The following is a 20,214-nucleotide window of genomic DNA, read 5'->3' on the forward strand; positions in this document are numbered from 1 at the left end:
GATCGACTCCAAGATTCTTTTATTGTAGAACTGGTCGCGCGACGATCGGCGGCCCATCGCTCGGTCTGCCCGCGCGGCATGCACACCGAGTCCTCCTCTGGAAGGAATCCTCACTGATGGACACAAGCCTCACAGCCGGCGTTGGCGGCGCTGAGTCGCGCAGCACTGCGCATCCAGTCGTGATTGCGCTGTGCCTATCGGCGGGTCCCGTTGTTGCGCTGGCCTTCACCCGATTCGCCTATACGCTGCTGCTCCCCCCCATGCGCGCAGACTTGGGGTGGAGTTTCGCAGTGTCGGGGGGAATTACCGCATCAAATGCCGCGGGCTATCTCATTGGCGCGGCGACAACGGGGCTCGTCGCTAGACGCTTCGGCGAGCTTCGGTGCTTCGTGGGCGGAATGGCAATCAGTGCTGTGTCGTTGCTGCTGACCGCGCTGCTGTCAAATTATCTGTGGCTAAACCTAATTCGTGCCATGGGCGGATACGCGACCGCCATCGTCTTCATCGTTGGTGCGGCGTTGGCGTCGCGAGTTACGGTCTCCGGGCGAGGACGCTCGTCGCAGATCGTCAGCGTCTACATGTCCGGCGTTGGGGTTGGGATCGTGTTGGCAGGCATTGGTGTGCCATGGTCTCTTGAACACTGGGGTGAGCGCGGTTGGCGTGAAGGCTGGCTGATACTGGGAATTGTGGCGGCCGGGCTCGTCGTTCCGGCGCTCTACGGAGCACGCCAGTGCGAGCAGGTGGCCCCGGGTAGAGCGCCCCTGGACAGGACGTCGCTTCGACTGTTACCGACCTTTCTGTGGTACGTACTGTTCGGGGCGGGCTACGTCACCTACATGACGTTCGTGGCTGCGCTTCTCAAGCAGCAGGGTTCATCTCCCGGAACGGTCGCGGTGTTCTTCATCGTGTTGGGAGTCGCCTGTATGGCTGGCACGCTTTTCGTGTGGGGATACGTACTCCATCGTCTTCACTCGCGCATCGCTCCAGCGGTGGTGAGCTTCGTCGTCGCGCTCGGCATACTTCCCGTTCTGTTGATACCGGGGATCGTGGGCGCATTCGCTTCCGCCGTAGTCTTCGGCATCGGCTTCATGGCTGGACCGGCGGTGGTGACAATCATCGTGCAACGTACTCTGCCTCAACCGATTTGGACCGCTTCAATAGCGCTGCTGACTGTCGCCTTCTCGCTTGGGCAAGCCCTTGGACCCGTGCTTTCCGGAATTATCGCCGACGGCACCTGGGGAATCAGCGGAGGCTTCTGGTTGTCATTTGCACTACTGGTCGTGGCCTCTGTGATGGTGGTGTTGTGCCCCCATCCGGCGACGGAGCGCTAGCAGAGGTGTCTACCCCCCTGATGTGCATGAGCCCCACCAACACCGCCGTCAAAGTTGGGCAGCGAACCGTCAGGATTCCGTATGGACGACGGATTCCGGGCGTTTCGCGGCGTAGACCTGGATACATGAGTCACCCGACGCGCACTGCGCTCGTCCGGCGTCTGCTGGATCGTGGCCGCAGCTGGGGAGCATTGGACATATCCGCCGGCCGAAGCGGTATCTCGCGGTATCACTTGGTTCTGTTCCCGCCCGGTATCTCGCGCGACGAGCGCATCGTGCTTCGCCTGTGGCGCACCTGGCCGATCTGGGGCACCGTTGCCTGGCTCCTGTCGGAGATCGTGCTGATGGCGATGTTCGGATCCATACCGGCGCTGGTGATCTCGACATCGATCTGCCTCGGCGCGGGTGCGGCGCTCATGGCGATGGCGGGGCCGGTCCGTGGCGGGGTCCGCACGCTGACGGTCCTGCGCATCGCCGGCATCGACGATCCGTCGGTGAACGATGCCTTCACGCGACTCGCCACGCTCGCGCTGGTCCTGGTTGACGCGGACGCCAGGCTCGCGTCGGGCGCACTCAGCACCGTCGAGCACGAGGCAGTCGTGTGGCGGGTCTACGACGCCATGCCTGCGCGACAGGCCGCGGTGGCGTAGCCAGATAACCCTGGGGCGCTGCCATGCGAACGCCGCTAGACTCGGCTCGATGCTGCTGTGGATCAACGGCGCGTTCGGCGCAGGCAAGACGCAGACCGCCTTCGAGTTGCAGCGTCGAATGCCGTCGGCGCACGTGGCTGATCCCGAGCTGATTGGGTTCGCGATCCACAGGATGCTGCCATCACACGCACGCAACGACTTTCAGGACAGGTCACAGTGGCGCGCGGCCGTCGCGGCCACACTCGCGGACGCGGTCGCACACCACACCGGGCCCGTGCTCGCGCCCATGACGCTGGTGGAGCCCAGGTACTTCGACGAGATCATGACGGGGCTTTCGAACGCCGACGTCGACGTCCGACACTTCTCTTTGATGGCGTCCCCGGAGACGTTGCGCCGCAGGCTGAGTGCCCGCACCGGATACGCGCTCGCTCGCGTCACGGGTCGCGATGAATCCTGGGCGATGCAGCAGATCGACCGATGCACGACGGCACTTGCCGACGAACGGTTCGCCGAGCACGTCGACACCGACAACCGCACCGTCGACGAGGTGGTCGAGGACATCGCCGCCCGCGCCGACTTGACGCTCACGCGGCCAAGGTTGAGTGCGGCGCGCTACCAACTACGCCGTGCGGCGGTCGGAATACGGCACATCAGATTCTGACGAACGCGCAGGCGTCACGCCAGGAGGGCGAAGACCTAGCCGGTGACCAGCGAGACCGAGTTGGCCCGGCGCAGCTTGCCCGACGGCGTCTTCGGAATGGTGCCCGGTCCGAGGACAACGACGTTGCGCGGACGGACGTCGACCTCGGTCACCACTTCGTGTGCGACCTGGTGCTCGATGCGACGCACCTCGATCGGGTCCTTCCACGCGTTGGACTCCACGGCGACGGCGAACGTCTCACGCGAGTGCCCGGCGTCGAGGCGCACGGCGACGGCGCAGCCCGGGCGGACACCCTCGACGCGACCGGCAGCACGCTCGATGTCGGTCGGGTAGATGTTGCGGCCCGCCATGATGATGACGTCCTTCACGCGACCGCAGACGACGATGTGCCCGTTGTCCATCTGGTAGCCGAGGTCACCGGTGTCGTACCAGCCGTGGGCGTCCTGCGACGGCAGGAACCCGCCCATGGTGATGTAGCCGGGGGTGAGCGACTCACCACGAAGTTCGATGACGCCGACGCCGCGGGCGGGCATCACATCACCGTTCTCGTCGACGACACGGGCCTCGAGATCCTGCAGCAGCGGGCCGAGCGAGGCCAGCCGCCGGGTGTTGCCCTTGGTCGCGGGTACCGCACGACGCAGCGCGGCCAGCAGGTCGGCGTCGACCTCGTCGACCACCAGACCGGCGCCACACTCGGAGAACGACACCGCGAGCGTGGTCTCCGCCATGCCATAGGCCGGCAGGATGCAATCGGGCCGCAACCCGAACGGCTTGCCCGCGTCGAGCAGATCCTCAACGTCGGCCGGATCGACGGGCTCAGCGCCTGAGAGCGCGAACCGCAGCGTGGACAGGTCGAACTGACCCGGCTCGGCCTGCTTGCGCAGGCGCTTGGCGAACAGCGCGTAGGCGAAGTTGGGCGCCGCGGTCATGGTGCCCTTGTACTTGTCGATGAGCTTGGCCCACAGCAGCGTGTCGCGCAGGAAGTCCATCGGCGTGACCTTGACCAGCTCGGCGCCGAAGTACATCGGGATGGTGAGGAAGCCGACCATGCCCATGTCGTGGAAGCAGGGCAGCCAGCTGACCATGACGTCCTTGTCGACGTCGTACTCGGCGCCGACGAACATCGCCTCGGCGTTGGAGTGAATGTTGCGGTGCGTGATCTGCACGGCCTTCGGCGAGCCGGTGGAGCCCGACGTCAGCTGCATCAGCGCGAGATCGTCCTCGCCGGTCTCGACCGGGTCGATCGGCTCGGCCTCGAGCAGCGAGCCCACCGTGAGGACCTTGATGCCCTTCTCCTCGAGCACGGGGATCGCGACCAGGAACGGCTCGGAGACGATCACGGCGTTGGCCTCGATCATGCCGATGACGTTCATGGTGTCCTCGGCCCAGACGGCGAGGTCGGTCCGCGGGGTCGGCTGGTGCAGCATCGTCAGGCTGGCGCCGCGCATCCACAGGGCCTGGGCGGTGGGTGCGATCTCGACCGGGAAACCGGCCAGCACGCCCACGGCGTCACCGGGTCCGACGCCTGCTGCGGCGAGTCCGCCCGCGATGCGACGGGCACGCTCGTGCACCTCGAGCCACGTGTGCCGCACGGGCTCGTGCGGCTCGCCGGTCACCATGCCGCGATCGCTCTCATGGGCGTTGCGGAACATCTTCTCGGTAAATCTGCTCACGACGACCTCCTGGGTCCAGGTGCCACTGCCCGGTCTTCCATGCTCCGCCAAGTGGCGGCCGCTGCACCGAAGGCACGCACATACGATTTGGGAGCAGTTGGGTTGCAAAATGATGATGCCGTTCGGCCGGTACGACCGCTGCGCATCCGCCCGCCGGGAGTCCCGAGGCGAGTAATCGTCGCGTAGGCCGCGTCACCGCTAGCTTTCACCGTTGTCCATCTTAAGAGACTCTTAAGTAACTACCAAACCTACGACAGAAATGAGGCCTGGGTCACACTCGCGGATCCGGCCGCCGCTACGCCTGCGACGGGATGACGCGGGCGCCGTGAACCGGCCCACTGGCCGCCCGCACGGTGCGGCACACGCCCTCCCCCGCCAGTTGCACGCCGACGTCGACGGCGGCCGAGGCAGACGAGCACAGGAAGGCGCACGTGGGCCCCGAACCGGAGACGATCCCGGCCAGCGCGCCCGCCTCCTCCCCCGCCTGCAGTGTCCGGCGCAGGCGAGAATCCAGGCTCAGCGCGGCGGCTTGCAGGTCGTTGCCGAGCAGTGGCGCCAGTTGCGCGGCGTCACCCGACGCCAGCGCCGCCAGCAGCGGCTCGGGGTCCTCCAACCGTGCCGGCCCACCCCCCTTGGCGGTGCGCAGTCGGTCGATCTCGTCGAACACCTTGGGTGTGGACAGACCACGCTCAGAGAACGCCAGCACCCAGTGAAATGTGTTTCGCGCCAGAACCGTTGCGAGTTGCTCTCCCCGACCGGTGCCCAGCGCAGTACCGCCGTGCAGGCCGAACGGCACGTCACTGCCAAGCGTGGCACCAAGCGCGTGCAGGTCGCGACGCGGCACACCGAGTTCCCACAGGGCGTTGATCGCCACCAGGACCGCCGCAGCGTCGGCACTGCCACCGGCCATACCGCCGGCGACAGGGATCGACTTCTCCACGAGGATCGCCACGTCGGGTGAACGGCCCACATGTTCGGCCATCAGCTCGGCCGCCTGCCAGGCCAGGTTGGTCCGGTCCGTCGGCAGGTCGGCGGCACCCTCACCCGAGGTCTCCAGCGACAGCGTCTCGGCGTTGCGCACGGTGACCTCATCGAACAGCGAGACGGCATGGAAGACGGTGGTCAGCTCGTGATAGCCGTCGTCGCGCAGATCGCCCACACCCAGATACAGGTTGACCTTGCCGGGGACGCGGACGGTCACCGACCCCGACGGAACCCAATCGGATGCGGTATTACCGTCGGAGGCGGGCACGCCAAGACCTTATCGCCGTGGCGCCCGGGGCAGGTACCAAGTGGTGAGATACCCCTCGTTAATCCCGCCGCTCACAGCGGGCGGCAAAACCCGCTAGTGGCAACGCTAGTGATCGCCGCGAAGATGTGTCAAGGATCACCGTAGCCTGAGACTGTGCTCGCGCCCGACGATCGGTTCGCGGCCTACGTCATCGATGAGGCCGTCGGCCACGGCGGATCCGCGACGGTCTACCGAGCCCACCACGCCTCGGAGCCGAACCGCGCGGTGGCACTCAAGGTTCTCGATGCCAGACACCGACAAACCGCTCAATTCGACCGAATCCGACGCGAGTTCGACTTCGCCGGGCGACTGCGTCATCCACACGTCGTGACGGTGTACGAGTGCGGCACGGCTTGGCTGGCAATGGAACTGGTCGACGGCGGCCTGGTGACCAACCTCGACACGATGACCGACCGCCTCACCGCACTGGCCCAGGTCGCCGATGCGCTCGACCACGCGCATCGGAGAGGTATCGTGCACTGCGACGTGAAGCCGTCGAACGTGCTTGTACGCCAGAACTTCTCATCCGGCGGCGTCGTGCTCATCGATTTCGGGGTGGCGCACTCACTGGCGCAGGACGCTCACCATCGACCCACGCACGTCGAGGCCAGCCTGCCCTACGCCGCGCCGGAGCTGCTGCGCGGGCGGGCACCATCCGCTGCATCCGACGAGTACGCGCTGGCCTGCACCACAGTCGAACTACTCACCGGGAGAGGGCCTTACGCCCCGACCACGACGACGGATCTGGTCGACGCGCACCTCAACCGTCCGGTGCCACGCTTCGCGGGTCGTGTTGCCGGAATGACGCATGCGTTCGACACAGTCCTCGCCAAGGCCATGGCCAAGGACCCCGACCATCGCTATACGGCGTGCGCGGAGTTCATCCGGCTGGTGACCCGCGCGCTGGGATGATCGGCGCCGATGTCAGCGCCGCCACGATCTACAGGACGCGCTGTTGTTCCTCGGTGGTCTTCGGCTGCTGCTGAGGCTTCCACCCCGAGCGCTGCAGAAGACGGACGAAGTCGGCAATGCTCAGCGTCTCACCGCGACGAGCCGGGTCGATGCTGGCCGACAGCAGTCGCTCGGCGGACTCGTTGCCCGAGCCCGCCCATTCGGCGAATGCATTACGCGAGGTCTTGCGGCGCTGCGCGAACGCGATGTCGATCAGCTTGAAGACCTCGTCGCGGAACTCCGCGTCCGTCGGCCACGTCGACGTCTCGTAGCGGTCGATGCGCACCAGACCGGAGTACACCCGCGGGATCGGCCAGAAGACCGTCGGGGAGACCATGCCGTATCGGCGGACGCTGCCGTAGAAGCGCATCTTCGCGCTCGGCACGCCGTAGTCCTTGCCACCGGGCTCGGCGGCGAGTCGCTCGGCGACCTCGGCCTGAACCATGACCATGACGGTCCGGATGGTCGGGAACTCCGCAAGCAAGTGCAACAGCGCGGGGACGGCCACGTTGTACGGCAGGTTGGCGACCATGGCGGTCGGCGCATCCTCGATGTCGGCGTTGCCGAGCTTGAGGATGTCCTCGTTCAACACCGACAGGCGACTGATCTCGCTGTGGGAGTGCTCGGCGACCGTCTTCGGCAGCTGACGCGCCAGAAGTGGATCGATCTCGACCGCCGTCACACGGGACCCGCGATCGAGCAGCGCCAATGTCAGTGACCCGAGGCCGGGACCGACCTCGAGCACGTGGTCATGGCGATTGATACCCGACGCCGATACGATTCGTCGCACGGTGTTCGCGTCGTGAACGAAGTTCTGACCGAATGACTTCTTCGGCCTGAAGTCGAGTTCCTTCGCCAGATGCCTTATCTCGGTCCGCCCGAGGAGCCTGATGGTCAGCGGACTCCCAACCTTCCACTACATGTCGGCCAGGCACCCCAACCCTGGCGTGCCCGAGTTACCTCAGCAATCGTGATCTGCTCTTCCCGCGTGGCCAGATCAGCTCTTGGAGCATACCTTAGACCGCCGCTTCGCTCCCACGTGTTCAGGTCAAATTGCACACCACCGTAAAAACCGTTGCCGGTGTTTATAGCCCAATTACCACCTGCTTCGCACTGCGAAAGCGCATCCCATGTGGCTCCGTTGGAGACCGGCGGCACCTCGGTGCCCGGCTTCGCCCCGACCCGAACCACCCCGTCACGGGCCGGCGTGAGGACGACATTGGCTACTGGCAGTCTGCCCGTCTCGACGCCGTTCACTCGTGCCACGGCAAACGTCACGTCCTGGGTTCCGGGCATACCCGGGTCCTCGACGACCTTCCTGCTCATGTTCATCGTGGGGTCGGGAACCTGGCGGTTGTTCGGCACCAGCGGTGCCCGCTCGGTCACCTTTTCGACACGCACCCGAGTGACGTCGACCCGCATCCCCTCGACGACGGGCGAGGACGCGGCGGGCACGACCGTGTCGCTCTGTTGCAGAGGTGCGCCCGCGGCCTCAAGTAGGCCGGCGACGTTCGCCGCCGCCAGGTGCACGGTCCGCATCACGCCCGCATCGTTGATGTTCACCGTGCGCGCACTGACGACCGGCAGGGACATGCCCCCTATCGGCACCCGGGTGGCACGTGACGCGGCGGCCGGCGCGGTGTCATTCATCGACAGCTGGGCCAGCGCCTCCTGCACCGTGGACGCCGTCGTCCAGACCTCGCGGCTGTCCCGGCCGTCCAGCGAAATCTGCAGGGGCCTGCTGCGGCGCAGCACTATGGTGTCGGACTGGCTCACATCGGCGTCGGCGGCCGGGTAGAGGTCATCGCGTTCACCGAGGTCGAAGCCATTTTCCTCGACGACGTCGATAACGTGCGACTTCATGGTCGACACCGTCATCTCGGTGCCGTCGACCACGAGCTTGACGGTCTTGTGCGCGGTCACAGCTACGCTGCCCGCAAACGCCAGACCCAGAAGCAGAAGCGCGACGCAGACCTTCAATAAAGGCGAGCGAGTGTCATTTAGTTTGTGTAAGGCATTCAAAATTGGTTATCCCCGACTGGTAAGGCCAGCGCCGAACATTCGATTGGAAAGGCCGTTTCTATAACAGGACGGTAACCAAAGGGTCAGGTGGCGGCAACTGACGTCACGTGCGGATTCGGTAGGTCGCCGTCGCAGTCTCCGCGGTCTCCCGCGCCAAATCCTCTGCGGGCCGACCCACGACCTCGGCCAATGCCCGCACTGTGTACGGCAGGCAGTACGACTCATTCGGTGCACCCCGGTAGGGATGTGGGGTCAGGAACGGCGCGTCGGTCTCGACGAGTAGCTGCCCCGGCGGGATCAACCGGGCCGCCTCCCGAAGCTGTGTCGCGTTCTTGAAACTGACCGTTCCGGACAGGCTCAGCAACCACCCCGCGTCCACACATTCGCGGGCCATCTCGGGCCCGGAGGAAAAGCAGTGGAAGATCACGGTGTCCGGAGCACCCTCCGCCAGCAAAACATCGAGGACCGCGGCATCGGCGTCACGGTTGTGGATCATCAGCGGCTTGCCGGTCCGTTTCGCCAGATCGATGTGCCACGCGAACGCCTCGCGTTGGTCAACGGGATCCGCACAGCCCTCGAGCCGGCCGGGCCAGTACAGATCCATCCCGGTCTCCCCGACCGCGACCACGCGGGGATGCTCGGCGAGGCGCTCGAGTTCAGCACGCGCGTCATCGGTCAACGCGTTCGCGCGTGTCGGATGCAGTGCCACCGCGGCGTAGACCCGCTGATCCCACTCCGCCGCCTGGGTGGCCCACCTCGCGGCATCGAGATCGTCGGCGATGGTGACGACTGCACGCACGCCGACGGATTCAGCACGGTCGAGGATCGCGCGCACGTCGTCGGCATCGGTCGCACCGCACGCATCGAGGTGGGTGTGAGCGTCGACTAGTGGTGCCAATGGCTCGGGCAGCGGCGGGGGCGTGCGTTTCTCCCTCGGCGGCGGAGCCGCCGGACCGTCGACTGTCCCAGACACAACACAAAACAATAGGGTGAAGCGCGATGAGCACCTCGAGACCCCCGACCACGCGGGAACCGTTCTACGTGACAACCGCCATCGCGTACCCCAACGGCGCACCGCACATCGGGCACGCATACGAGTACATCGCCACCGACGCGATCGCCCGGTTCAAACGGCTCGACGGTGTCGACGTCCGCTTTCTCACCGGCACCGACGAGCACGGGCTCAAAATGGCCCAGACCGCCGCCGCGGAGGGGATTCCGACCGCCGATCTGGCGCGTCGCAACTCCGATGCCTTCCAGGCGATGCAGGACAAGCTCGGCATCTCGTTCGACCGCTTCATCCGCACCACCGACGCCGACCACATCGAGGCGTCGATCGCGATCTGGAACCAGATGAACGCCGCGGGCGACATCTACCTAGACACGTACGCGGGCTGGTACTCGGTGCGCGACGAACGCTTCTTCACCGATGACGAACTCGAGGTGCAGACCGACGGCACCCGAATCGCCACCGAGACGGGCACCCCCGTCACATGGACCGAGGAGCAGACCTACTTCTTCCGGCTGTCGGCCTACGCCGAGCGACTGCTCGCGCACTACGCGGATCATCCCGAGTTCATCGGGCCCGACGTCCGGCGCAACGAGATCGTCAGCTTCGTCTCGGGTGGGCTGCGCGACCTCTCCATCTCACGCACCACATTCGACTGGGGCGTCCAGGTGCCCGATCATCCCGACCACGTGATGTACGTCTGGGTCGATGCGTTGACCAACTACCTGACCGGCGCGGGATATCCGGATACCTCTTCCGAGGCGTTCAAGAAGTACTGGCCCGCCGATCTGCACATGATCGGCAAGGACATCATTCGGTTCCACACCGTCTACTGGCCCGCCTTCCTGATGTCTGCCGGAATCGCCCTGCCCAAGCGGGTGTTCGTGCACGGCTTCCTGTTGAACCGTGGCGAGAAGATGAGCAAGTCGGTGGGCAACGTGGTTGACCCCATCGCGCTGGTCGACGCCTTCGGGCTGGATCAGGTCCGCTACTTCCTGCTGCGCGAGGTGCCGTTCGGTCAGGACGGCAGCTACAACGAGGACGCGATCATCGGCCGGATCAACGCCGACCTGGCCAATGAGTTGGGCAATCTGGCCCAGCGCTCGTTGTCGATGGTGAACAAGAACCTCGACGCCGCCGTCCCGCAGCCAGGCGAGTTCTCCGCCGCGGACCGTGAGATGTTGGCGCTGGCAGACGGCTTGTTGGAACAGGTTCGCGCGCACTTCGACGTGCCCGCGATGCATCTGGCGCTGGAGGCCATCTGGTCGGTGCTGGGGGCGGCCAACCGCTACTTCTCCGCGCAGGAACCGTGGGTCCTGCGCAAGTCCGAGGCCGCGCAGGACCAGGAGCGATTCGGCACGGTGCTCTACACGACGCTGGAGACCGTGCGGATCGCCGCACTGCTCGTGCAGCCCGTGATGCCCGAGTCCGCTGCCAAATTGCTCGACCTGCTCGGCCAGGACGCGGACGCGAGGTCGTTCGACGCCATCGGCACCCGCCTGAGCCCCGGAACGGCACTGCCGAAACCCGAGGGTGTGTTCCCGCGGTATCTAGTGGAGTGAGCTGAGCCACATTCGGTCAGTACGTGTCACACTCCGGCTGGCACCGGTGTCTTGAGGTCAGCGGCTCAACGAGGAGCCGGATCGATCCCAGAGGAGTGGACATGAGCGAGCAGACCAACGTCGTCGTGATCGGTGGCGGATACGCGGGCGTCATCGCGGCCAATCACCTGCGACTGAACCCCGACGTGGCCGTCACGCTGATCAATCCGCGGCCGGAGTTCGTCGAGCGGATTCGACTGCACCAGTTGGTCACCGGCTCCGATGACGCGGTGGTGGACTACGCCGACATGCTCGGCGCCGATATCCGGCTGCTGGTCGACACGGCCCAGCGGATCGATGCCCCGGCGCGCACCGTGACGCTGGCCTCCGGCGGCACCGTCGACTACGACTATCTGATCTACGCCGTCGGCAGCACCGGTGCCGCGCTGACAGTGCCCGGGGCCGCCGAATTCGCGCACCCCCTATCGGAATTGGAGCACGGCGCCCCGCTTCGCGAGGCAATCGCCGGCATTCGGCCCGGCGAACCGGTGACGGTCGTCGGTGCGGGCCCGACCGGCATCGAGATGGCGACCGAACTCGCCGAGACAGGGCACGCGGTGACGCTGGTGTGCGGCGGGGTGCTCGGCCCGTACCTGCACGAGAGGGGCCGCAAGTCGGTGGCCAAGGTGATGCGCAAGCTGGGCGTCGAGGTCGTCGACGGGCCCGACACGCTGGTCACCGAGGTCCGCGCCGACTCCGTGCGACTGACCGACGGGCGTGAACTGCGTAGCGCCGTGACGATCTGGACGGCCGGATTCGGTGTGCCTGACCTGGCCATCCGCAGTGGTCTGGCCACCGACGCCATCGGGCGGCTGCTCACCGACGAGACGCTGACCAGCATCGACAACCCCTACATCGTGGCGGCGGGCGATGCCTCGGCACCATCGGATTCACCGCTGCGGATGAGCTGCCAGGCGGCGATTCCGCTCGGCGCCCAGGCCGCCAACACGGTGCTGAGCCGTATCGAGGGCTCCGAACCCGCAGTGATCAACCAGGCGTTCACCGGGCAGTGCATCAGCCTCGGACGCAACGCGGCCACCATCCAGCTGGCCCACTTCGACGATCGGGTGATACCGCTCTACATCGGTGGACGCGCCGCGGCGATGATCAAGGAGACCATCTGCAAGGGCACGGTCGGGTTCCTGGCCAAGGAGGCGCGCAAGCCGGGCTCGTACTTCTGGCTCAAGGGTGGCAAGCGCGCGCAGCGTCTGGCCGCGGCGAAGGCCGCCGCCTCCGATCGCTCCTCACGTCCGCGGGAAGTCCGATGAGCGCCATGCCACGCGCTCGGAGTGCGCCATGAAACCGGAGCGCGAGCACGCCGAACGGTTCACGCATCTGCGTCCGCTGCTGTTCACCATCGCCTACGAGATCCTGGGCGCCGCAACGGAGGCCGACGACGTACTGCAGGACAGCTATCTGCGCTGGGCCGATGTCGACCTGTCAGAGGTGCAGGACACCAAGGCCTACCTCGCTCAGCTCGTCACCCGGCAGTCGCTCAACGCGCTGCGCGCCCAGGCCCGTAGGCGCGAGGAGTACATCGGGCCGTGGCTGCCCGAACCCGTGCTGCTCGACGTCGCCGACGCGTCAACCGACGTCGTACTCGCCGAGTCGGTGTCGATGGCCATGATGGTGGTGCTCGAGACGCTGACCCCCGACGAGCGCGCGGTCTTCGTGCTTCGCGAGGTGTTCGGATTCGAGCACGCCGAGATCGCGTCGGCCATCGGCAAGTCCACGACGGCGGTGCGCCAGATCTCCCACCGAGCCCGCGAGCACGTGCAGGCCCGGCGCAAGCGCTTCGAGCCCGTCGATCCCAAGACGTCATTGGAACTCACGGCGCAGTTCTTCGTGACCGCGTCGACGGGCGATATCGACGGGTTGATGAGCATGCTCGCCCCCGACGTGGTGTGGACGGCCGATAGCGATGGAAAGGTCAGTGCCGCACGCCGACCGGTGTCGGGTGCGGACAGCGTCGCGCGCCTGGTCGTCGGCCTCATCCGGCTCGGCGGGCCCGACGGTCGGGCCGAGCCCGCCTTCTACAACGGTGCGCCGGCGCTCGTGCTCTACCTCGGCGACAACCTCGAGGGCGTCGTGTCGGTGGAGATCGTCGACGGCAAGATCACGAACTTCTACGCCATGCGCAACCCGGAGAAGCTGGCGGGCGTGACGGTGTCGCGCGCCATCGGCCGGTAGGCCTCCCCGGCGTCGCCGGCAGCGAGGGCGTCGTACTGTCGACTTCATGCCCGTCACGATTCGCTCCCTGCTGGCGCGCTGGGACGCAAGTACCCAGCTCGTCGTCGGGGGCGACGGCGAGGACGAACCGTCGATCGACGAGCCGGTGACGTGGGTGCACAGTTCCGAACTGCCCGACCCGACCCCGTTTCTCGACGCGGGGCACCTGTTGCTGACCGACGGCTCGCAGTTCCCGCGCGGGTCGCATGATCAGGAGATCTACGACGCCTACGTCGCGAGGCTCAGCGCGAACGGAATACTCGGCCTGGGCTTCGGCACCCCGTTGATTCACGTTCACATGCCACCGGAGCTGGAGTCGGCGTGCCGTCGCCACAGGCTGCCGATGTTCCTGATCACCGATCTCACACCGTTTCTGGCCATCGCCCGCTATGTGGCCGATGAGCTGGCTCAGGAACAGCACGCGCGCATCCGGTGGTCACTCGACGCCCAGCGGGCGATCGCGCGGGCGGCGCTGCGGCCCGATGGCCTGACGTCCATCCTGGTCGAACTGGCCGAGCAGTTGGACTGTTCGGCGCAGTTGTTCGACGCGGCGGGATCGCGCGTCCGGTCCCCAACAGATCCACCGATCACGGAGCTGGACAACGCTATTCGGGACGCGGTGCGCGCCTCGCTGGAGCGTGGCGTGCGCTCCTCGTCACGTGTCGAACTCGGTGATCGGGAATTCACGGTCCAGACGATCGGCCACGGTAAGCGCCTCGACGGCGCGCTCGTGCTGGAGGGCCTGGAGTGGTCCGATCCGGCGGCCGCCGACCTCGTCAACAGTGTTATCGCCCTTGCGAGCCTGGCGCTCACGCAGAACCGGGCCCTCGACAAGGCGTATCACCATTTGCGGTCGGGCCTGTTCGAGCAACTCCTCAAGGGCGACCGAGCGCTCGCGATGCGCACGGCGACGTCAGTCTGGGGCGGGCTGCCCGCTGAACCCGTGACCGTGATGGTCGCACCGCGGCCGCATCACAGCGACTTCCTGTTGGATGCTCTCGAGCGGGAGGCCGAGGAACGCCGTGGCCGTGTCTTCTTCACCCAGCGTGGCGATCGGATCGTCATGCTGGCCGAGAGCCCGCCGCCCCAGGAGCTCCTGCAGTTGCTCGCCCGCCACTCGATTCCCGTCGGCATATCGGCCGCCGTGTCGTTCGAGGCGCTGTCCCGCGGGGTCGCCGAATCCGAACGCGCGCTTCGGCACGCCGTCGAAACCGGCCGACCGAGCGTGACCTTCCCCGAGTTCCTAGATCAGGGAATGCTCGGCCTGCTTCGCCGCGAACAGGTGGGCACGGTGGCCCGCGGCATCCTGCGCGTTCTGCACGAGCACGACGTGGACAAGGGCGCCGAACTTCTCACGACCGTACGAGTGTGGGTGCAGAACGAGTGCGCGTGGGACGCGACGGCTCGCGAGCTTGGCATCCACCGCCACACCCTGCGCAACCGGATGCAACTGGCCGGGCGCCTGCTCGGCCTCGACCTCGACAAGCTGCGCGACCGCCTCGAACTCTGGACCGCGGTTCAGCTGATGAGCGAGGAATGACTGCGGTCGAACACCTTTCGCCCGCTCACCCACGTCGCCTCGACGTCGATTCCCGCGAGTTCCCCGGCCTCGACGGTCAACGGGTCCCGGGCGAGCACGACGAAATCGGCGAACTTTCCCTCCTCCAGGGAACCGACGGCATGCTCGCGGTGCGCCGATGCCGCCGCCGTCAGGGTGTGCGCCCGCAAAGCCTGCTCAACGGTGAGACATTGGGCATCTGACCCGAGTCGCTGTCCCGACAGGGTTCGACGCTGGACGGCGGCGGCCACCGCCTCCAGTGGATGCGGCGGGCAGACCGGAGCATCCGAGGACAGCACCACCGGGACACCCGCATCCCGGATCTCGCCGAGCGGGGTCAGACGCTGCGCACGCTCGCCGAGCGCACCGGTCAACTCGTCGCCGTAGCGCAGGAGGTACTGCGGCTGCGTTATCGGCCACAGCTCGAGATCGCGGCAACGGTGCACCTGCTCCTCGGTGGGACCGCCGAAGTGCTCGATCCGGTGGCGTGCGTCGCGCGTGGGCGCGGGCAGGCCGGCGTGCGCGTCGAGCACCAACTGGATCGCGGCGTCGCCCTGTGCATGCGTTGCCGCCTGCAGGCCGAGCGCGGTCACCCGGGCAATGAGTTCGGCGAGTTCTCCGTTCGGATGGTAGAGGTAGCCGAAGTCGTCGGGGCTGCAGCAGTACGGCTCCGAGAAGCGCGCGGTGCCGGCGGTGAGCGCGCCATCCGCGTAGAGCTTCACGCCTGCGATGGCGAGGCGGTCGTCGCCGAAACGGCCGCAGATTCCCAGGTTCTCGAGTTCACCGATCAGGCTCGAGATCATCAGTAGCTCGGCGCGCATGGTCAGCGCACCGGCCTTGTTCGCACGCAGATACGCGCTGAGTTCGCGCGCCGTCACCTGCGCGTCGACGATCGTGGTGACACCGCGCGAGTGCATCTCCGCCTGCGCGGCGAGCAGTTGCGCATCGAGTACCGCGGCATCGTCGGAAAGGTGAAAGTTCGGGCCGTTGTTGGTGATCTTCACGCCGTGTCGCCCGGTGAGCCAGTCCGCCGCCGCATCCCAGACGGTGCCGTCGGGCGTGCCGTCAGGCTCCCGACCGAAGTGCCCGCCGGGCGGATCGGGGGTGTCGGCCGTGACCCCCATCGCGAGCAGCGTCGCACTGTTCGCCATGGCCCCGTGCCCGCTCGAGTGGAAGACGAGCACTTCCCGGTCCTGGGCGACGCGATCGAGATCGTGGCGGGTGAGCAGTCGCGCCTCGGCCACATTGCCGTGGTGAAAACCCCTGCCGCGCACCGCTCCAGGTTGGTGGGCAGCGCGCTCGGCGAGTGCCGCGACGACGTCGTCAATCGTCGGGGCGGCTTCCCAGCTGCAGTCGACCCATGACGCGAACTGCCCGTGCATGAGCGGATGGCAGTGGGCGTCGACGAACCCCGGAAGCACTGTGGCTCCATCGATGTCGATGACATCAACCTCGCCCGCGGCCTGTGAGCGGCACTCGGCTTCGGTCCCCACCGCGACAATGCGTTCGCCGCGTATCAGCATCGCCGCTACCGCAGCATCACTCGCGTGTGGCCGGATGACGCCCCCGACGATCAGCACCTCGTTGAGATCGCTTGTCATGCAACCGCTTCCTTCGTCGTACCGACCAGGACGGAGAGCTTCCGCGTTGCCAGCACGCAACTGGCGGCCGCGACGCACAGCACCGCGAGGTAGCCGAAGATCAGGATCGGCGAACCAGCCGACATTCCGAGCAGGGTGGGCAGCACGATCGGCGTCAACGCGCCGGCCGTCAGGGCCGCACCCTGGTAGGCCAGCGATGTTCCCGTGTAGCGCACTCGAACTGGGAAGATGCTGGCGAGTACCGCCGCGATCGGTCCGTAGTTGAATCCGGTGAACAGGGCCGTCACCACCAGCATCGCCGTGATCACCAGGAACGAGCCGGTGTGTGCGAGCAGATACAGCGGCACCGAGACGACGGCGATCCCGATGAGACCGACCACCACCACGTATTGCGGCTTCCACTTGTCACCGAGCCAACCGGCGAGGGGAACGAACACCATCTCGAAGAGGCCACCGATGATCAGCGCGTTGAGCAACAGGTCGACGGGTACTCCGGCCTCCTCGGATGCGTAAGCGAGGAAGAACGACGATGTGACGTAGTAACCGCCCGTCGCCACGAGCATCGCGCCCAATCCGATGAGCAGGGGCCGCGGTGACCGGAACACCTCTGCCACGGGCGTCGCCGAGAGTTCCTGGGCAGCGCGCGCACGGGCGAACTCCGGTGACTCCCCGACGACCAGCCGGACGATGAGCCCGACGACGACGAGCACGGCCGACAGCAGGAACGGTATCCGCCACGAGCCGGCGGCAAGGCCGTCGCCGATATGTGCAGAAACGGCGAACACCGCGGCGGACAGCGTCGCACCCACCGAGGAGCCGAGCTGGGCGAACGACCCGAAGAACGCGCGACGGTCAGCCGGGGCGTGCTCGATCGCCAACAGCGCCGCACCACCCCACTCGCCGCCCATTGCCACGCCCTGCAGCAGGCGAAGGGTTATGAGGAGCAGCGGTGCGATGGCGCCGACTGACTCATAGGACGGCAGCAGACCGATGCCCACCGTGCCGATGCCCATCAACAGCAGGGTGCTGATGAGCACGGGCTTTCGACCGAATCGGTCACCGAAGTAGCCGAAGATGAAGGCGCCGAGCGGCCGGCCCAGGTAGCCGAAGGACGTGGTGCCGAACGCGACGATGGTGCCGAGCACCGGATCCATGTCAGGGGGGAAGAACACTTCTCGGAAGACGAGCGCGGCGGCCGTCGCGTAGATGAAGAAGTCGTACCACTCGATGCTGGTTCCGGCGAGGGCGGCCAATGCCGCCCGCCGTGGCCGCGCTTCTGGGACCGAATCTCTCGCCACTGTTTTTCCTTACTGAACGAAGACTGTCGGAATACACGACGCCGCTGGGACGCGAGGTGCTCGTGATCACGCTAGGGAGCGAGTTGTGACGGACACAACGTGACATTCGTCGAGCCAATCGCTCTCGAATCGACAAATGTCCAGGCTCTACCTGCGGCGCTTTGCCTGGGAGTACACGACGCAGCAAGCTGGCACGGTGCACGTCGAGCCGCTGCCGGACCCGGGTAACGCCCCGGCGGTGCTGCGCGCTCTGACCGCGGCCACGTCCCGGCTCGGACTGCCGCCACCGGCGGCGCTGACCGGAGACTGGTTCGGCTCCCGCGCCGTGATCGCCCCCAGCGTCGACGTCGCACCAGTCGGTGTCGACGAGGTGTTCGATGTCGCGCCCGGCGCCCAGACCGGTGTTGTCGGCGGCGGCTGGATCGGCTACCTGTCCTATCCGGATCCCGCTGCCGACGGCCGCGGCCCCACCATCCCGGTCGCCGCGGGCGGGTGGACGGACAGCGTGCTACGCCAGGACGTCGGCGGCCGATGGTGGTACGAAAGCCTCTCCGGTGCAGCACTTCCCGGCTGGATCACCGACGCGCTCCGCGCGCCGCCGGACGTCCGTCCCTACCACCTCGACTGGCAGGCGCCGGACCGCGCCACCCACCGCGGCGGGGTGGCCGCCTGCCTGGAGGCCATCCGCGCGGGCGAGGTCTACCAGGCCTGCGTATGCACCCAGTTCGTCGGGCGGATCGACGGTGCGCCCGTCGACCTGTTCGCCGACTCTGTGGCCCGCACCGCACCCGCCCGCGCGGCGTTCGTCACGGGTGACTGGGGTGCGGTGGCATCGCTGTCGCCCGAGCTGTTCCTGTGCCGACGGGGCCACGACGTCACGTCGAGCCCCATCAAGGGCACGCTGCCGCTGGACCAACCGCCGGCGGCGCTGCGCGCGTCGGTCAAGGACGTCGCCGAGAACGTGATGATCGTCGACCTGGTCCGCAATGACCTCGGTCGCGTCGCGGTCACGGGCTCGGTGACGGTGCCCGAGCTGCTGGTGGTACGCCCCGCGCCGGGTGTGTGGCACCTGGTGTCGACGGTGACGGCGCGCGTCGACGTCGACCTGCCGATGGCCGCGGTGCTCGACGCGACGTTCCCGCCCGCCTCCGTCACCGGCACCCCGAAGACCCGCGCCCGCCAACTGCTCGCGACGTGGGAGCGGGCGAGACGCGGAATCTATTGCGGGACAGTCGGGCTGGCCTCGCCAGTCGCCGGCTGCGAACTGAACGTCGCGATCCGCACGGTGGAGTTCGGCGCCGACGGCTCGGCGGTGCTGGGTGTCGGCGGCGGCATCACGGCCGATTCCGACCCCGACCGCGAGTGGGAGGAGTGCCTGCACAAGGCCGCGGCGATCGTCGGCGCCGACCGCATCGGGGAGCTAATCGCGAGCGCGCAGGACGGCGTCGTACAACTCACGCCGTGACGGGGCACCCGGGTTGGCGGCCACCACCTGAGCGCAGGCGTCCTTGACCCGCATCCCGTCGTCCACCAGCGCGATGACCTCGGCGACCATCGCGTCGGGGTCGGCACTCGGCACGGCGCCCGCCAGGACGACGGTGATCTCACCGAGCACACCGTCGGCGGCCCAGTCGGCGAGCTCGGCCAGTGAGCCCCGCTTGACCTCCTCGTGGGTCTTGGTCAGCTCGCGGCACACGACGGCGCGACGGTCCGCGCCAAGGGCCTCGACGGCGTCGCGCAGGAGTTCACCCAGCCGACGCGGCGACTCGAAGAAGACGCATGTGCGTTGTTCCTTGGCCAGAGCGGCCAGCCACGTCAGGCGCGCGGAGTGCTTACGCGGCGCGAAACCCTCGAAGCAGAACCGGTCCGATGCCAGGCCCGAGACGGCCAGCGCCGTCGTCACCGCCGACGGACCCGGCAGACAGCTCACCGTCAGTCCGGCGTCGGCGCACGCGGAGACCAGTCGGTACCCGGGATCGCTGATGAGCGGCATGCCTGCATCGCTGACGACCAGTACCGTCGCGCCGCCGGTGATCTCCTCGATCAGCCACGGCACCCTCGAGGCCTCGTTCTGGTCGAAGAAGCTGACGATGCGCCCCTCGGGCTTCACATCGAGCGACTGGGCCAGCCCACGAACACGCCGGGTGTCCTCGGCGGCGATCACGTCGGCGCTGCCCAATGCCTCGATCAGACGCGCCGAGGCGTCGCCGACCTGGCCCAACGGTGTGGCTGCCAGCAGCAGTCGGCCATCTGTCACACCGCACAGCCTACGATCGCAAGCGTGACCGCCCCGCCCGTCGACCACGTGGCTACCCCACGCGCGGTGCCGGTGATCAGTC

Annotated in this window: 17 protein-coding genes; 9 read left to right on the forward strand and 8 right to left on the reverse strand. The window is 67.1% G+C overall.

Annotation, left to right across the window (positions count from 1 at the left end):
* Positions 1–116 precede the first annotated feature (116 nt).
* The 3 genes from ABIA65_RS09870 (at position 117) to ABIA65_RS09880 (ending at position 2,642) form a co-directional block, all read left to right on the forward strand.
* Complete coding sequence (locus tag ABIA65_RS09870) at positions 117–1,331, forward strand: YbfB/YjiJ family MFS transporter (RefSeq protein ID WP_354523411.1); 1,215 nt, start codon at positions 117–119, stop codon at positions 1,329–1,331.
* Between the two features lie 125 nt (positions 1,332–1,456).
* Positions 1,457–1,981 (forward strand): DUF6611 family protein, encoded by a 525-nt coding sequence (locus ABIA65_RS09875; protein WP_241403498.1) that lies wholly within the window; start codon positions 1,457–1,459, stop codon positions 1,979–1,981.
* A gap of 49 nt (positions 1,982–2,030) precedes the next feature.
* Positions 2,031–2,642, forward strand: a complete 612-nt coding sequence (locus ABIA65_RS09880; protein ID WP_354523412.1) for an AAA family ATPase — start codon at positions 2,031–2,033, stop codon at positions 2,640–2,642.
* Between the two features lie 35 nt (positions 2,643–2,677).
* Here ABIA65_RS09880 and ABIA65_RS09885 read toward each other — a convergent pair whose 3' ends face one another.
* Both ABIA65_RS09885 and ABIA65_RS09890 read right to left on the reverse strand, forming a co-directional pair.
* A complete protein-coding gene (locus ABIA65_RS09885; protein WP_354523413.1) occupies positions 2,678–4,315 on the reverse strand; it encodes a fatty acyl-AMP ligase in 1,638 nt (545 codons plus the stop codon).
* Positions 4,316–4,610: 295 nt separating this feature from the next.
* Positions 4,611–5,567, reverse strand: a complete 957-nt coding sequence (locus tag ABIA65_RS09890; protein ID WP_241403495.1) for a 4-(cytidine 5'-diphospho)-2-C-methyl-D-erythritol kinase — start codon at positions 5,565–5,567, stop codon at positions 4,611–4,613.
* Positions 5,568–5,720: 153 nt separating this feature from the next.
* Between ABIA65_RS09890 and ABIA65_RS09895 the strand changes: the two genes are divergently transcribed.
* The gene (locus ABIA65_RS09895) at positions 5,721–6,518 is read left to right on the forward strand and encodes a serine/threonine-protein kinase (RefSeq protein WP_354523414.1); all 798 of its coding nucleotides are present in this window, start codon (positions 5,721–5,723) and stop codon (positions 6,516–6,518) included.
* A gap of 28 nt (positions 6,519–6,546) precedes the next feature.
* Here ABIA65_RS09895 and rsmA read toward each other — a convergent pair whose 3' ends face one another.
* From rsmA to ABIA65_RS09910, 3 genes are all read right to left on the reverse strand, one after another.
* Positions 6,547–7,455, reverse strand: a complete 909-nt coding sequence (gene rsmA / locus ABIA65_RS09900; protein WP_241405501.1) for a 16S rRNA (adenine(1518)-N(6)/adenine(1519)-N(6))-dimethyltransferase RsmA — start codon at positions 7,453–7,455, stop codon at positions 6,547–6,549.
* Positions 7,452–8,579, reverse strand: coding sequence for a resuscitation-promoting factor (locus ABIA65_RS09905; protein WP_354523415.1), 1,128 nt, complete (start codon positions 8,577–8,579; stop codon positions 7,452–7,454). Before ABIA65_RS09905 ends, rsmA begins: the two co-directional genes overlap by 4 nt.
* Positions 8,580–8,682: 103 nt before the next feature.
* Positions 8,683–9,552, reverse strand: coding sequence for a TatD family hydrolase (locus ABIA65_RS09910; protein WP_354523416.1), 870 nt, complete (start codon positions 9,550–9,552; stop codon positions 8,683–8,685).
* Between the two features lie 26 nt (positions 9,553–9,578).
* Between ABIA65_RS09910 and metG the strand changes: the two genes are divergently transcribed.
* The 4 genes from metG (at position 9,579) to ABIA65_RS09930 (ending at position 14,958) form a co-directional block, all read left to right on the forward strand.
* On the forward strand, positions 9,579–11,150 hold the full coding sequence (gene metG, locus ABIA65_RS09915; RefSeq protein WP_354523417.1) for a methionine--tRNA ligase: 1,572 nt from the start codon (positions 9,579–9,581) through the stop codon (positions 11,148–11,150).
* Positions 11,151–11,251: 101 nt separating this feature from the next.
* The gene (locus ABIA65_RS09920; protein ID WP_354523418.1) at positions 11,252–12,457 is read left to right on the forward strand and encodes an NAD(P)/FAD-dependent oxidoreductase; all 1,206 of its coding nucleotides are present in this window, start codon (positions 11,252–11,254) and stop codon (positions 12,455–12,457) included.
* A 28-nt stretch (positions 12,458–12,485) separates the two neighbouring features.
* A complete protein-coding gene (locus ABIA65_RS09925; protein ID WP_354523419.1) occupies positions 12,486–13,379 on the forward strand; it encodes an RNA polymerase sigma-70 factor in 894 nt (297 codons plus the stop codon).
* A gap of 46 nt (positions 13,380–13,425) precedes the next feature.
* The gene (locus tag ABIA65_RS09930) at positions 13,426–14,958 is read left to right on the forward strand and encodes a PucR family transcriptional regulator (RefSeq protein ID WP_241403488.1); all 1,533 of its coding nucleotides are present in this window, start codon (positions 13,426–13,428) and stop codon (positions 14,956–14,958) included.
* Here the strand turns inward: ABIA65_RS09930 and ABIA65_RS09935 are convergent.
* Both ABIA65_RS09935 and ABIA65_RS09940 read right to left on the reverse strand, forming a co-directional pair.
* Positions 14,937–16,577: an amidohydrolase gene (locus tag ABIA65_RS09935; RefSeq protein ID WP_354523420.1), complete on the reverse strand. Its 1,641-nt coding sequence runs from the start codon at positions 16,575–16,577 to the stop codon at positions 14,937–14,939. The genes ABIA65_RS09930 and ABIA65_RS09935 overlap by 22 nt on opposite strands.
* Complete coding sequence (locus ABIA65_RS09940) at positions 16,574–17,875, reverse strand: MFS transporter (RefSeq protein ID WP_241403486.1); 1,302 nt, start codon at positions 17,873–17,875, stop codon at positions 16,574–16,576. Before ABIA65_RS09940 ends, ABIA65_RS09935 begins: the two co-directional genes overlap by 4 nt.
* Positions 17,876–18,071: 196 nt before the next feature.
* Here ABIA65_RS09940 and ABIA65_RS09945 point away from each other — a divergent pair, with 196 nt between their 5' ends.
* The gene (locus tag ABIA65_RS09945; RefSeq protein ID WP_354523751.1) at positions 18,072–19,340 is read left to right on the forward strand and encodes an aminodeoxychorismate synthase component I; all 1,269 of its coding nucleotides are present in this window, start codon (positions 18,072–18,074) and stop codon (positions 19,338–19,340) included.
* Here the strand turns inward: ABIA65_RS09945 and rsmI are convergent.
* Positions 19,296–20,132, reverse strand: coding sequence for a 16S rRNA (cytidine(1402)-2'-O)-methyltransferase (rsmI, locus tag ABIA65_RS09950; protein WP_241403485.1), 837 nt, complete (start codon positions 20,130–20,132; stop codon positions 19,296–19,298). The two genes, ABIA65_RS09945 and rsmI, sit on opposite strands and share 45 nt — an antisense overlap.
* Between the last annotated feature and the right edge of the window lie 82 nt (positions 20,133–20,214).

The organism is Mycolicibacterium sp. 624 (assembly GCF_040548615.1).
Taxonomy (GTDB): domain Bacteria; phylum Actinomycetota; class Actinomycetes; order Mycobacteriales; family Mycobacteriaceae; genus Mycobacterium.

What these genes read in the sequence shown, in the direction of transcription:
- ABIA65_RS09870 (WP_354523411.1), top strand. Translation starts at nt 117, where the DNA reads ATGGACACAAGCCTCACAGCCGGCGTTGGCGGCGCTGAGTCGCGCAGC.
- ABIA65_RS09875 (WP_241403498.1), top strand. Translation starts at nt 1,457, where the DNA reads ATGAGTCACCCGACGCGCACTGCGCTCGTCCGGCGTCTGCTGGATCGT.
- ABIA65_RS09880 (WP_354523412.1), top strand. Translation starts at nt 2,031, where the DNA reads ATGCTGCTGTGGATCAACGGCGCGTTCGGCGCAGGCAAGACGCAGACC.
- metG (WP_354523417.1), top strand. Translation starts at nt 9,579, where the DNA reads ATGAGCACCTCGAGACCCCCGACCACGCGGGAACCGTTCTACGTGACA.
- ABIA65_RS09920 (WP_354523418.1), top strand. Translation starts at nt 11,252, where the DNA reads ATGAGCGAGCAGACCAACGTCGTCGTGATCGGTGGCGGATACGCGGGC.
- ABIA65_RS09925 (WP_354523419.1), top strand. Translation starts at nt 12,486, where the DNA reads ATGAAACCGGAGCGCGAGCACGCCGAACGGTTCACGCATCTGCGTCCG.
- ABIA65_RS09930 (WP_241403488.1), top strand. Translation starts at nt 13,426, where the DNA reads ATGCCCGTCACGATTCGCTCCCTGCTGGCGCGCTGGGACGCAAGTACC.
- ABIA65_RS09935 (WP_354523420.1), bottom strand. Translation starts at nt 16,577, where the DNA reads ATGACAAGCGATCTCAACGAGGTGCTGATCGTCGGGGGCGTCATCCGG.